General features: G+C 62.6%; 10 protein-coding genes and 2 pseudogenes. 3 read left to right on the plus strand and 9 right to left on the minus strand.

Annotated elements, in window-relative coordinates:
• The 6 genes and pseudogenes from ACPFMJ_RS10330 to ACPFMJ_RS10355 form a co-directional block, all read right to left on the minus strand.
• Positions 1–846 (minus strand): DUF58 domain-containing protein, encoded by an 846-nt coding sequence (locus tag ACPFMJ_RS10330; protein ID WP_424363695.1) that lies wholly within the window; start codon positions 844–846, stop codon positions 1–3.
• Complete coding sequence (locus ACPFMJ_RS10335) at positions 843–1874, minus strand: AAA family ATPase (protein WP_424363696.1); 1032 nt, start codon at positions 1872–1874, stop codon at positions 843–845. Before ACPFMJ_RS10335 ends, ACPFMJ_RS10330 begins: the two co-directional genes overlap by 4 nt.
• A gap of 128 nt (positions 1875–2002) precedes the next feature.
• Positions 2003–2293, minus strand: coding sequence for a methanol dehydrogenase [cytochrome c] subunit (locus tag ACPFMJ_RS10340; protein ID WP_424363697.1), 291 nt, complete (start codon positions 2291–2293; stop codon positions 2003–2005).
• Positions 2294–2374: 81 nt separating this feature from the next.
• On the minus strand, positions 2375–2947 hold the full coding sequence (gene moxG, locus ACPFMJ_RS10345; protein ID WP_424363698.1) for a cytochrome c(L), periplasmic: 573 nt from the start codon (positions 2945–2947) through the stop codon (positions 2375–2377).
• A 34-nt stretch (positions 2948–2981) separates the two neighbouring features.
• Positions 2982–3887 (minus strand): methanol oxidation system protein MoxJ, encoded by a 906-nt coding sequence (moxJ, locus tag ACPFMJ_RS10350; RefSeq protein ID WP_424363699.1) that lies wholly within the window; start codon positions 3885–3887, stop codon positions 2982–2984.
• A gap of 100 nt (positions 3888–3987) precedes the next feature.
• Positions 3988–5787, minus strand: a pseudogene (locus tag ACPFMJ_RS10355) (methanol/ethanol family PQQ-dependent dehydrogenase); the annotation flags it as partial.
• A gap of 12 nt (positions 5788–5799) precedes the next feature.
• On the opposite strand from ACPFMJ_RS10355, the gene ACPFMJ_RS10360 reads away from it, so the two are divergent.
• The gene (locus ACPFMJ_RS10360; protein WP_424363700.1) at positions 5800–6225 is read left to right on the plus strand and encodes a trypsin-like serine peptidase; all 426 of its coding nucleotides are present in this window, start codon (positions 5800–5802) and stop codon (positions 6223–6225) included.
• Here the strand turns inward: ACPFMJ_RS10360 and ACPFMJ_RS10365 are convergent, their stop codons facing one another.
• Positions 6226–7020 (minus strand): c-type cytochrome, encoded by a 795-nt coding sequence (locus tag ACPFMJ_RS10365; protein ID WP_424363701.1) that lies wholly within the window; start codon positions 7018–7020, stop codon positions 6226–6228.
• Between the two features lie 188 nt (positions 7021–7208).
• Positions 7209–7841, minus strand: coding sequence for a pentapeptide repeat-containing protein (locus ACPFMJ_RS10370; protein WP_424363702.1), 633 nt, complete (start codon positions 7839–7841; stop codon positions 7209–7211).
• Between ACPFMJ_RS10370 and ACPFMJ_RS10375 the strand changes: the two genes are divergently transcribed.
• Positions 7813–8445, plus strand: coding sequence for a DUF3617 domain-containing protein (locus tag ACPFMJ_RS10375; RefSeq protein WP_424363703.1), 633 nt, complete (start codon positions 7813–7815; stop codon positions 8443–8445). The two genes, ACPFMJ_RS10370 and ACPFMJ_RS10375, sit on opposite strands and share 29 nt — an antisense overlap.
• 931 nt (positions 8446–9376) lie before the next feature.
• Here ACPFMJ_RS10375 and ACPFMJ_RS10380 read toward each other — a convergent pair.
• Positions 9377–11998 (minus strand): annotated as a pseudogene (locus tag ACPFMJ_RS10380) (cation-translocating P-type ATPase); the annotation flags it as partial.
• Positions 11999–12217: 219 nt separating this feature from the next.
• Between ACPFMJ_RS10380 and ACPFMJ_RS10385 the strand changes: the two are divergent.
• On the plus strand, positions 12218–13165 hold the full coding sequence (locus tag ACPFMJ_RS10385; RefSeq protein ID WP_424363704.1) for a LysR family transcriptional regulator: 948 nt from the start codon (positions 12218–12220) through the stop codon (positions 13163–13165).
• Positions 13166–13370 lie beyond the last annotated feature (205 nt).

Consider the following 13370-nt stretch of genomic DNA (forward strand, 5'->3'; position numbering starts at 1 on the left):
TCACGCCGCCATCAGGCGTGAACTGAGGGATAGCGGGTCGAAGCGATCCTCGATGAAGATCGGCGGACGCGCGCGCCCAGCCGTCAGCCGGATCAACTCCTCCCGGCGCTCCGCCTCAGCTTCTATCCACTTATCGCGCAGGGCCGGACGCATCACCATCAGGCGCCGGCGGGCGGTCTCTGGATCTTGTAGTTTGAGAAGTCCCCAGCGCGGCGGATCGAGTTCGACGGAGTCGACGAGAGCCACAGGTAAAACGTCGTGAATAGCCAGCGAACCGAAGACGCGATGGACCAAACGCGAGGGCCAGCGAAAATCGGAAATCAGAAGCACGAGCTTACGCCCGGCGCCGAGATGCGTCGCTGCGTCGACCAAGCCTTCAGCGTGGGCGCTCGCGGGCCGTACGCTCTGCAATCGCTCGACGGCGCGCATCGCCGCGCTTCTCGAACGCGTCGCCAATAGAAACAGTTCGTCGCACAGGCCGGCGCCGCCCGCGATGAGGCCGAAGCGGTCGCCGATCCGCGTCGCCGAAAAGGCGAGCGCCGCGCAAATATCGCAGGCTACGGCGAAACGATCGACAGCCCCGACGAAGCCCATGGACGCCGACAGGTCGATAATCGCATAGATCTCGATCGCGCTTCTCTGCTCAAAGCGCCGGACATGCGTCTCCCCAAAGGGATCGCGCAAGGTGGCTCGCAGATCGATGTGCCTCGCGTCTGGATAGCGCAGGAACGGAGCCTGATCGCGGAACACGCCAAAGCCACCGACTTCGCTCGATACATGCGCGCCGGCGTGATTGGACCGGAAGCGTCCACGCGGTCGATACAGTATGTCGGCGGGCGTCTTCATGGGACCGGCGTCGCGTCCAAGACCGCGTGGCAAAGCTGTCTCACCGGCTCGTCGCCCCGTAGCGCATGAATGGGATCGACAAAGATGCGATGCCCCATGACCTCGAAAAAGACGTCTTTGACATCGTCGGGAGTCATGTAATCCCGGCCTGCGAGCCAGGCGCGCACCCGCGCCGCGCGCGCCAGCGTGGCGAGCCCGCGCGGGCTGGCTCCCCCTTTGACAAGCGTAGAGACGTCGACATCCGGGAGCGATATGCCGACTGAAGCGGGTTGCGTAAGGCCCTGCCACAGGTTGAGAACGTAGCTCTCCAGGGTCGCGCTCGCATTCACCGTTTCCTGGATTCGCCGCGCCACGTCCCCGATCTCGCGGTAATCCACCGTGCCCGGCGCAACGCGCTCGAGCAAAGCGTCGACATCCTGGAAGGCGGGGTCGAAGACCAGTCTGCGCCTTGCTTCTCGATCCGCCGGCGCGGCCATGGAGATCTCCATGAAAAACCGGTCGCGCGCGGCGGCGGGGAGGTCGAAGGTCTCTTCGCGCTCGACCATATTGCGGTCAGCGAAGACCTGGAGATAGGGAAAGCGATACAGCCGATTGAACGCCGTAACGCTTCTTTCCGCCATCAGACGCAGGAGCAGCGAATGCACCTGCGGGCGCGCGCGATTGATCTCGTTGAAGAAGAAGACGGGCAGCGTCTCGGCGAGGCGAAGAAGTTCGGAGGGGTCGACGCGGGGACGGCCATCGTCGCCGAGATAGGCGTGATAGAGAATGTCGCTCGGCATCATGTCGACCGTGCCCTCGACACGGGCGAAATCGCCGCCCAGGGCGCGAGAGACCGCACGAAGCAACGTCGTCTTGCCGACGCCGACATCGCCTTCGATCATGACATGGCCGCGTGCGAAGACGCCGATGGTGACGAGACGGATGACACGGTCTTGGCCGACGACCGCCTTTCGGATTTCCTGCTCGAAGGCGATCGCGCGTTCCCGCCATTCGGCGAGTTCAGGCTCGGATTTGGAGACCTCGTTCAAGGCGCGACCTATGCTATCGACAAAAGGCGGCCACGATCTCGGGAACGGACTCGATGCGCTGTTGTTGGATAACATCGATTCCAGATCGTGGCCGCTTCATATTCACCGCGTTGCCGCGCGGCGAAACCTTACTGAGCGAGCTTGCTCACGTCATATTCCCACTTGCCGGTCTTCTTGAAGTTTTCGACCCGCTTCTTGTTACGCTCTTCCATTGCCTGGACCGACGCGCCCTGCTTGGCGAGCTCCTTGGGATCGTGCTTGGGGTCGTATTTCGAGCCCTCGACTTTGTCCGGGAAGCCGGGCTTGGGCTCCCAGCAATTGCCGGGCGCCTTGCACTTGGTGCCGTCATAGGCGAGAGCGCCGCCGGCGGTGAACATGAAGCCGACGGCGAGAGCCGCGGCGAAATGCAACTTACGCATCCCTAGTTCCTCCATTGTGCGAGGCCTGGGCCTCTTTGTTTGCGCCTCCGACCGATGGGGGCGGAACTTCCTTGGTCGAACTTATTTCTTGGCCTGACACTTGCCCGGCGGGTTGTCCGGCAGAGTCTCATGACCGGCGTAGGGCTTGAAAGCCTTGCGCTGATCATCCGACAGCCACGACGCCTTTTCCGGCGCTTCCTTGAAGAGATGGCGAATCCAGGCCATCACCTTCAGCATCTCATCCAACTGGAGATTCTGGTACTGAGGACCCATCGACGCCTGCGCGCCCCCATAAATCGTCGAGAACAGACCTTCGTCTGTCTCGTTCTGCGGATAGGTCCAATAGGCGTCATTGAGGCCGGGCCCGATCTTGCCTTCGCCGAGATGGCCATGACAGCCAGAGCAGGCGGAGAGGAAGATCTGCTCGCCCTGTTTCAGGCAGCTCACATCCTCATTGTAGGGATTCTTGCCCGTGGTCATGAATTCCTTGACGGCCGCCGTGTCCTTGCCTTCCGGCAGCGCGTCATTGAAATTCAGAACCTCGCCCGTAATGGTGTTGCGGAAGGTGATCGCCGTCTGCGCGATTGCGGAAACCGCCACGAAAGCCCCAACCGCGGCGACAACGATACGGGTCGCCTTTGTCTTCTGGTTCAACACTTCTTGCTTCCTATCCGGTAGTCGTCGCAAATTATGGGGTGACGGGGAGAAGGGGCACGCCCTCCGTCTTGAGGATTTCCTCGATCTTCGGCTTCGCGGCGACAAGCGCCGCATCCACCGCGGCCAGCAAGGCCTTGTCGTCACGACGAACGGCGACAGACTGATCGAAGCGCTGTGGCACCTTTTCGCCATTGCTCTTCGCCGCATCGTCTTCGATCAACGTCATCCGCAGCGGAACGGCCGAGCCCTTCACGTAGCGGGCGACATCCGGCGCGAATCCGACGGCGATTTCCGCCGCGCCGTTCACGACCTCGCCGACCATGCGGCTCGGATCAATCTGCGTATATTGATTGCGCGCCGATCTGAAATTCACCAGCGAGTAGAGATAGGCCATGTTGTCTTCATAGACGCCCATGTCCTTCATCAGCACTTCGCCGGGAGAGCCGAAGGCGACCACGATGTGGCCGAGCTTCTTGAGCCGCCCATCATTCCACGATTTGACGTCGAGATCGCGATCCGCCCGGCTCACAAAGACGTAGCCGGTGCGATAATAGGGCTTCGACGTTGCGACGCGGGAATCGCCCGTGTCGAGGCCAACGATCACGTCGCAGAGATTCTTGTCGAGATAGTCGCGCACGAGATAAATCGCCGGCTTCTCGGACCAGACGAATTGTGGCTTGCGCTTCATGGCGTCCGCGAGCGCTACGCCGATCTTGTTTTCGAGGCCCGAGCCGTCTTCGAGCGACAAAGGCGGCTGATTTTTCGCGGCGCAGATCCGCAGCACGTTCGGATCAGCGGCCGGCGCCGGTGTGGCGGCAGGAGCGGCATTGCCGACGGCGTCGCCGGAAACGCCGAGAGATGCAGCGCTCGCATTGGCGTTTCCGAAGAGCGCCAAAGCAGCGACGCCAAACCAGAGAGAGGAGCGCACACGCAACATCGCAGCTTTTCTTTCGCTATTATTGTTGTTTGGCGTCGCCCGGACGCGCGCGAGCGCATCCGAGCATCGTCTCACAGTCGCTTTCTCGAGCGGGGGGAGATCAGTTCGGCTTGTATTCGCCGAGGTTCACGTCGTCGTACGGACCCTGGCCGTTGAGCGAGAACACCATCACGCCGCCGCCCATCTGCGTGTAGTTGGCGAGCTGCTTGAAGGCGCCGACCGCGCCGAGACCGGCGGTCGGATCCTGGAGGTCGAACACGAGACCAACGCCCGGCCAGCCGCCGACACCGTACAGGATGGCGACATATTCGACGCCCTTGTGCTGGTAGACGATCGGATGGCCGATCACGCCCGACGGCAGCTTGAACTTCCAGAGAAGCTCGCCGGTGTCGCTGTTGGCGCGCCTTGATGAAGCCATCGAGCGTTCCGTAGAACACCACGTTGCCGGCGGTCGCGGCGGTGCCGCCCCAGACCGCGAAGCGCTCCATCTTCTCCCATTTGAACTGGCCGGTGATGGCGTTGTAGGCCTTGATCTGACCGAGACCCACCCTTCTGGCGATCGCCCTTTCGGACCCGGATACATGTTCAGGGTCGCGCCGACGAAGAACTGACCCGCGCGGTAGGGCAGCATGAAGGGCTCCCAGTCCATGCAGATGTGGTTCACGCCGAGGAAGAACAGCTCCTTCGTGGGATCGTAGGAGTCGAGGCCCTGATTGTGATAGCCCATTGCCGACGGGCAGATGTCCTTGGCCAGATGGTCCATGCGCGTGCCATATTCGGGATCGCGCACCGGCAGGCCCGACTTCAGGTCGACTTCTTGAACACGTTGACCGTGTCGTCGATCTTGTCGGCGGAGATCAGCGTGCCGTCGGTGCGATCGAGCGTATAGACGATGCCGTTGCGATCGGGATGCGTCAGCAGCTTGCGCAGCTTGCCGTCCTTGTCCTTCTGCTCGGAGAGCATCATGAAGTTGATGCCGGCGAAGTCCCACTCGTCGTGCGGCGTCTTCTGGTAGCCGAACTTCGCCGCGCCGGTCTCGAGGTCGCGGCCCCAAATGGTCATGGTCCACTTGTTGTCGCCGGGACGCATCGTCTCGTTCCACGGCGCCGGGTTGCCCGAGCCGTAGTAGACGAGGTTCACAGCCGGATCATAGGCGAACCAGCCCCAGTTGGTGCCGCCGCCGATCTTCCAGGCGTCGCCTTCCCAGGTCGAGGTGCCGAGGCCCTTCTGACCGTAGTGCGGATTGGCCTTGTTGAAATCGTCGCCGATCAGAACGTCGGAATCCGGGCCCGTCGCATAGGCGCGCCACTTCTGCTCGCCGGTGCGACGTCATACGCTGTCATGTAGCCGCGCACGCCCAGTTCAGCGCCCGAGGAACCGACGAGCACGATATCCTTGTAGACATGCGGCGCGACGGTCAGGTCGAACCGACCTTGAAGTCGGAGTTTTCGACCTTCCAGAATTCCTGCCCGTCTCGGCGTTGAGCGCGACGACATTGCCGTCGAGCAGCGTCTTGATGATCAGCGACGGCGTCTTGCCGTCGCCGGCCCAATAGGCGAGGCCGCGGTTCACGATGTCGCAGCAGGCGACCGCGCGCGCGGCGGCGTTCTGCTTCGGGCTTGTGCTGCCAGAGAATGCGGGTCGGATCGTCGAGATCGAGCGCAAAGGTGTTGTTGGGGAAGGATGTATGAACAAACATCTTGCCGTCGACGACGAGCGGCGAGCCTTCGTGGCCGCTGAGCAGACCGGTCGAGAACGACCAGGCAACCTTGAGATTCTTGACGTTCTCGGCGTTGATCTGGGTCAGCGTGCTGTAGTGGTTGGCGCTGTAGTTCTTGCCCTGCATCACCCAGTTGTCTTCGCTCTTGGTCAGAGCTTCGAGCTTGTCCTCGGCCCGGGCCGGTCGAAGGGGTTGCACATCACGGACGACTGGGCGTTGCTGCGCCTCATTCAGCCGACTCCGGACAATGTCAAACCGCAGCCGATCCCCGACGCCAGCGGCATTCTGACGGGAGCGGATATGAAAGTGACGATGGTGTCGCCTGCGGGACACTCCAACACGCATCTTCCCGCGACAGTGGAGTCCTGTGCGATCCACCGAATCGACGAGCTCACGGAGGGCCATGTCCGACGGGCGCGCCATGATTGCAATGACGGCTATGGCGGTTCGGGGTCCGGACTATTTTTAGAAGACGGGCGTCTGATCGCGCTGCACAGCGCGTCACTCGACATGAATTGGACGCGTCCCTTCGACATCGAAACACATTACGGCTCCGCCATTCTCTTCGAGGGCGATCTTGCAAAGGCGATTCGAGAAGCCGTTCAGAAGCCGCGCTGACTATTCCTTGGGCGGGAGCGTTCGCAGATAGGAGATGAGGGCGTCGAGGTCTTCGGGTGAAATCTTTGCGAAATGCGCCTTGGCGAGGGTCGACATGGGCGGCTTGAGAGCCGCGCCCTTGCGCGAGACGCCCTGCGTGATCGCACGCTTGAGTTCGTCATCCGACCAGGCGCCGACGCCTTTATCGGGATGCGCCGTGATATTCGAAGCGACGGCGACGCCCGCCGCCATTCGGAAGATCTTGCCGCCGGCCCCAAGCCCGTTGACAAAATCGGGCGCGTCGTCGACCTCGGCGCTGTGGCAGGCGAGGCAGCGGGCGATCGACGCGATATATAGACCCCGCTTGATCCTGTCGGAGAGCGCCGCTTCGTCGAACGCCGCTTCCGCCCCGGGCGCGGGATGGGGAGTCCAAGCGCCATTGCGTTGCGGCTGCGCGGCAGGTTGGGCCTTCACCGCAGGCTGCGCTCGCAGGAAGGCGATGATTGCCCTGCGATCGGCGTTCGTCAGCGCGCGGTAGGAATCGGCAGGCATGGCGGGCGCGAGTTGTCCGTCGCGGCCGAGGCCGGCGACAATGGCTGCGCTGAGCGCTTCGTCGCTCCACCCGCCGACGCCCGTCTCCTTGTCGGGCGAGATATTGGAACCGCGCGCGACATAATCTTTGCCGGTGAATGTCTGTGCGCCGCCGGAAAAGCGCGCGGAAAGGTTGTAGCCGTCGGGGCCGCGCGGCGTGTGACAATTGTCGCAGGCCGCCAGCGCCTCCACGAGATATTGCCCGCGCGACAGATCGGCCGCCACGGAAGCGCCGACGGCAAGGATGTTGGCTCCCGTACAAATTACTGCAAGAGCAAATGCTCGAATGACCATGTCGGCGACCTCGATAACACGCGATGACGTTGCAGTCCGCCTTCCTAATCGAGCGTCGAAGCGCCGTCTGCTTCTAGCTTCTCGTCGGCTTCGGGAAAGAACGGCACGCAAGCTGGGAGCTACCGCGTCAGCGTCAGATTGGAGCCGTCGAGAACAGCGTAGTCGAAGCGCGCGCCTGTGACGATTGCGCCGGTGAAGCTCGCGGAGGTCAGCACGGCATGGGTGAGATTGGCGCGCGTCAGATCCGCGCCGTCGAAAATCGCCTCCGCAAGTTCCGCGCGCACGGGAACCATTCCCTGATTGGCGGGGTCAGCCCCAAGATCCGCGTCGATGAGTTTCGCCTTGGTGAATTTCACGCCGCGCCCACCGCCAATGATCCTTGCGCGCGTCATATCCGCGCCCGAGAAGTCGGCGCCGTCGAGCAGCGCCGCATAGAGCGTCGCGCCACGTAGATCCGCGTCGGAAAAGTCTGCGTTCTGGACGTCGCTGCGCGTGAAATTCGCCGAAGCCAAATGGGCTCCCCTCAACTTGGCGCCCGCAAGTTTGGATGAAAAGAAATCGGCCCCGTGCAGATCGAGACCGGAAAGGTCGGCGCCGGATAGATCCAGATTGGAGAGATCGACGGCGGCGCCCTTGTTCTGCGCCAAACGCTGCTCGATCTCGGCGCGCGTCAGCTCGGAGGCGAGACACGGCTTGTCCACCAAGCAGAGAACGCAGGCCAAAATGACGGATAGCCCCAGCGGAAACGACATCAGTCTCCTCGTTGAGAACGATCAGAGAAGCAGAATTGATATTCGCTGCGGACGCGGCCAGCACAATGGGAGAGTTTCACCCGTCGAAGGGAAAAATCGGAAATCACCTTTACATCGCCTCGACGAGATCGCTATGCGGAAAGTCAATTTCACGCTCAACGCTCAGGCAGAGATCATGACGATCGCACCTTCTTGCATACGCGTCCTTGCGGCCGCTATTGCACTCGTCGGAATGGCCCTCCCGCGGGAATCGATATTGGCGGATTCTTTGCCGTCAGAGCTGCCAAGAAGAGCGCCGGGTCTATGGAGAATCACGACCGTTTCCCCCGATGTCGGCATGCAAACGCATGAGGTCTGCATCGCTGAAGGAGACAGCATCATCGGACCTCAGCCGGAAGACTGCGCTCAACCATCGGTCGCGCGCACGGGAGATCAGGTGATTGTGACGATCGAATGCGGCGCTGGCGACAAACGCAGTGTCGAGAGCCTCCTCATCACGGGAGATTTCAAGTCCTGGTATCGCGCGCAATCCAAGATAAGCTCGAGTATCATACACTCCGGCTTTTCGATCGACGCTAAATTTGTCAGAACTTGTTCGCCTTGACAGGAAGCGGAACGCTAACTCGCACTTGCGCCTTGCTCCGGTTATCCGAGTAGATGTGGTTGGTGAGGATTGTGTGAGCGCCGCGCCACGCCAGAAGTCTATCCCCTCTATTCGCTCTCGCATCGGGGCTTTCAGCTCCCTCTCAGCCGCTACCACGCACAGCTCGGCCGTAGGCTGAATTCAGCACTCAGCCCGCAGCCGGAGCGATGAGCCAGGATGCGTCCGGATGCTTTCCTCACAAGCCTCATTGGGCTGGTGAAACCTGGAACAGCGCCTCCCCGGACTTTGCCTCCCTGCTTGGCTCGAGACGGCTTTCGACGACCGTCCCGCCGCTCGGCGCCGCCACTGGCGCGCCCTTCTCGAGCGTCGCGCGCATCGCCTCCTCGCGCCGGGCCGTCTCTGCGTGGGCTCGCGTCAGACGGGCCTCCGCGCGCGCCGCTGCAGCGCGGGCCTTGGCCTTCGCTGCGTTGGAAGCCCGCCGGCTCACGGCGCGATCGTAGCCCGTCCTGGCGCGTTCCAACCCGGCTTCCGCCTTGCCCTGCGCAGCCTGGGCGACGGCAAGCGCCTTGCGGGCCCGATCGAGTTCCTCCTCGAGGTCGAGCGGAAGGATCCTGGCGCAGACGCGTCCAGCATCGACTACATCGCCGTCGCGGCATGCGACCGCCTCGATCGTTCCCGAAGCCGGCGCGAGCGCCTCGACCGGGGGCGGGGGAACCGCGACTCGGGCCGCATCCGGAGCTTTGTTTTCGCTCCGGCCGACCGTCGCAAGCTCGTCTCGCGTCCCCTCGCGCGTGAACTGCCAATAGATCGTACCGCCGGCCGCGACGGCGACGACAAGGGCGAGGCCTGCCGCGACGGGCGCATATCGCCACGCGAAGCCTGCCTCGGGCTCCGACGGCGGCGCCTTCGCAAGCTTGTGGCGCTCGCCCCACCACTTTTCGAGCTCCATGACCACGAGCAGCGATGAGCCCAGGGCGAGAAGCGCGCCCCACTCGGCGAGCGTCGGGGGCTCGATCCGCAGCGTATCGGCAAGGACCGGGATATGCGCCGCGGCGAGATGGAGGACTTGCGCGCCGATCACGCTCGCCAGAAGCAGCGGGCTCGAAAGGAGGCCCTTGTAGAAGAGCGAGTGATGCTCCGAGCGCGCGTTCAGCGCCTGGAAATTTTCGAAGACGACGAACAGCAGGAGCAGCAGATTGCGCGCGCTGTCCGTGGCGTAGCCTTGCTCGATGAGCCAGTAGAACACGGCGAAGCCGACGCCGGCCATGACGAACGCCGAATAGACGTTGCGGATGATCATCACCCGGTCGAAGATCGGCTCCTGCGGCTTGCGCGGCGGGTAGGTCAGTTCGTCGCCTTCGGGCTTTTCGGCAGCCAGCGCGATGTGCTGAACGCCATTGGTGACAAGGTTGAGCCACAAGAGTTGCACGGGCAGCAGCGGCATCGGCAGGCCCAAGGGAATGGTCAGCAGAAACAGCAGCAGCTCGGCCGCGCCGGTCGAGACCAGGAGAAAGATGACCTTTCGGATGTTGGCGTAGGCGACGCGGCCCTCCAGCACGCCGCGCACGATGGAGGCGAAATTGTCGTCCGCGATGATGATGTCGGCGCTTTCCTTGGCGACGTCGGTCCCTTGCTTGCCCATGGCGACGCCGACATGGGCGTGCTTCAGCGCGGGCGCGTCGTTGACGCCGTCGCCCGTCACCGCGACGAAATGGCCGTTGCGCGACAGCGACAGGACGATGGCGAGCTTCTGGATTGGCTCGACGCGCGCATAAATGCGGGCGCGTTTCGTAAGCGAATCGAGCGCCGTCGCGCCGGCTTCCTCCGCGCGCCTCACTTCGTCGCCCGTCACGATCTGGTCGTCTGAAAAGACCAGGCCGGCGTCTTTGGCGATTGCCGCGGCGGTGCCGGGCGCGTCGCCCGTGACCATCGCCACCGTAATCCCTGCGTCGCGGCATTCCGCAATTGCTTGCCGCACTTCCGAACGCAGCGGATCCTGCATGCCGACAAGACCGAGAAAGACGAGATCTCGCAGATGGCCGGCGCCATAGCCATGATCCGCCTCCGGCGCGACCTCGCCCTCGGCGAAGGCCAGAACGCGCAGCCCCTTTGCCGACATCTCGTCCTTCTGGCGCCACAGCGCCTCCCTGTCGATCGGGACGAGGGCGCCGCCGACATCCATGCGGCTCGCCATCGCGATCAGTGTCTCAGGCGCGCCTTTCGCAAAAGCCAGGACGGCGCGATTTTCTTCATGTCGGTGGAACGAAGCCGCATATCTCAGGTCCGGTTCGTAAGGAATGCGCTTCACCAGCGGATAGCGCGCCCTCAATTCCTCATGTACGCAGCCGCTCCTGTGCGCGGCCACAAGGAGCGCGACGTCGACTGTATCTCCCACGCCCCGGATCTCTTCCTTCTCGCGCCGGAGCTCCGCCTCATTGGGCAGCGCCGCCGCGCGTAGAAGCGCCGCGAGCAAGAGATCGGCCTCTTCGTTGCGCGCCGCGCCGCGGAAAGAGAAGGACTCCACCTTTTCTCCCGCCTGCAATGACAGAGCGGAGCCGTCCGGCAGCGCGATTTCGGTGACGGTGAGTTCATTGCGCGTGAGCGTGCCGGTCTTGTCGGTGGCGATCATGGTGCAGGAGCCGAGCGACTCCACCGCCGCCATCTTGCGCACGATCACATTGGCCCTGGCCATGCGCCGCATCCCGATGGCGAGGGCCACGGCGATTGCGACCGGAAGCCCCTCCGGAATCGCCGCCACGGCAAGGCCCACCGCCATCATGAAGAGCTCGACAAGCCCCATGTGGCGCAGATATCCGATGACCATGAGAATCGCGACCGCTACAGCCACGAAGATGGCGACGAGCTGCGAGAACCGCTCCATGCGAATGATCAGCGGCGGCTGCGACGCCGACGGTTTGACGAGCTCCCCGGCGATCTTCCCGACTTCCGTCGAGAGGCCTGTCGCCGTCACCTGGCCGATTCCGCGCCCGCGCGTCGCCATCGATCCCGCAAAGGCCCTGCCCTCCCGCGAACTCTCTTTGGCGCCTGCTGCGACGACTTTCTTGACCGGCGCCGACTCGCCCGTCAGCAGAGATTCGTCGCAACGCAGGTCGACGGCTTCGATCAGCTGCATGTCCGCGGGCACGCGGCGGCCGGCCTCAAGCAGCACGATATCGCCAGGCACGAGGTCGCGGGCCTCTATCTCCTGCTGAACGCCGTCGCGCAGGACGAGCGCGTGCGGCTGGTCCTGCTCGCGCAGCGCAGCTGCAGCCTGACCGGCGGAATATTCCTGAACCGCGCCGATAACGCCGTTGATCAGCAGCACGAGGCCAATGAAGATTGCGTCCTTCGCGTCGCCAACCACCATCGCGACGGCGGCGGCGGCGACGAGGATGTAAATCAGCGGACTCAGGAACTGTCTCAAGAAGACCGCCGCGAAGGAAGGCGGTCGCGATTCCGGTAGCGTGTTGGGGCCAAATTCCGCGAGGCGGGCCCGCGCCTCGAGGCTCGTCAGTCCTTGCATGATGCTCCCGGATTGTTCTGCCTTCGCCATTGTGGGCAAGAAGCATACTCTCTTCAGCGGAAACAAACAGGCGGAGGCCGACAACGCCGCCATTCAAAAAATCTCTAGCAGCTATAGATGGTCTTGACCTTGCTCGCGGGCATGCGCGCCTCTAGCATTGTGTGTTTGCACGGGGCTTACGACACTCTTTGCGCCGGGATAGGGAGAGAGCAATGAAGCAGGCGGTCGACGAGCCTATCTGGAGATCGCATGCCAAGACTGAACTATCAGCACCTCTACTATTTCTGGATCGTCGCAAAGCAGGGGAGCATCACCCGAGCATCGGAGAAGATCGGACTATCGCAGCCGACGATCAGCAGTCAGCTTTCGGCGTTCGAGAACGCAATCGGATCCCAACTCTTCGACAAGGATGGCCGCCGCTTGACGTTGACGGAAGCGGGGCGCCAGGTGTTCGGCTATGCGGAGCAGATATTCCGGCTGGGCGAAGAACTCTCCGCCTCCATCCAGGACCGTCGCGCCGCCGATCGCCGACGCCTGAATGTCGGCGTCGTCAATTCCATCCCGAAGCTCGTCATATATCAATTACTGAAGCCTGCTTTCAGGTTGGACACGCCAATTCGCATGAATTGCTACGAGGACAAGCGTGACCGCCTGCTGGCCGAACTCGCGCTGCACGGCGTCGACCTTGTGCTGTCGGATGCGCCCGCATCGACGGCGAGCGGATCCCGCGTTTACAATCACATCATCCGCCAAAGTACGATCTCTGTCTTCGCCGCCAAAGGCGACGCGGCGCGGTATCGAGAAAATTTTCCCCGCTGCCTTCACAATGCGCCATTCGTACTACCGACAACAAACATCGAAATCCGTCGATCGCTCGACGAATGGTTCGAGGATCAGCGCATTCGGCCCGATATTGTCGCGGAAATCGAGGACAGCGCGTTGCTCAAGACTTTCGCCGAGGATGGCATGGGGCTAACGATCGCGCCGACGATCGTCAAAGAGGCGATCGAACGGCAATATCAACTCGAAATCGTGGGCGAACTCCCGGAGATAGTCGAGCAATTCTACGCGATCACGACACAACGCAAGATGAAAACCCCCGCCATTGCGGCAGTGCTTGCGATGCAAGCTGACGGGACCGCTCACGACGTTACCGACGCAAAGACCGACCTCGACGACCTGCTATGCAAAAAGTAGCCAGCGCCATGTCGACCTGAAGCGACCCGACAAACTGGTCTGTCTCGAGAGACCGCTCGATCCGCCGAGGCTATTCGATCCGGTGGAGCCATTACTCTTGCTCCAATCGCTTGACAGGCTGCTCCAACGGCTCTGCGTGCTTGGATGACACCTATATCCGTATTCGAAATTTTCGTCTTTTAGTCCCTTCTGTCCCGTTGAATCT

Origin of the sequence: Methylocystis parvus (assembly GCF_049675845.1) — a bacterium.
Taxonomy (GTDB): Bacteria; Pseudomonadota; Alphaproteobacteria; order Rhizobiales; family Beijerinckiaceae; genus Methylocystis; species Methylocystis parvus_A.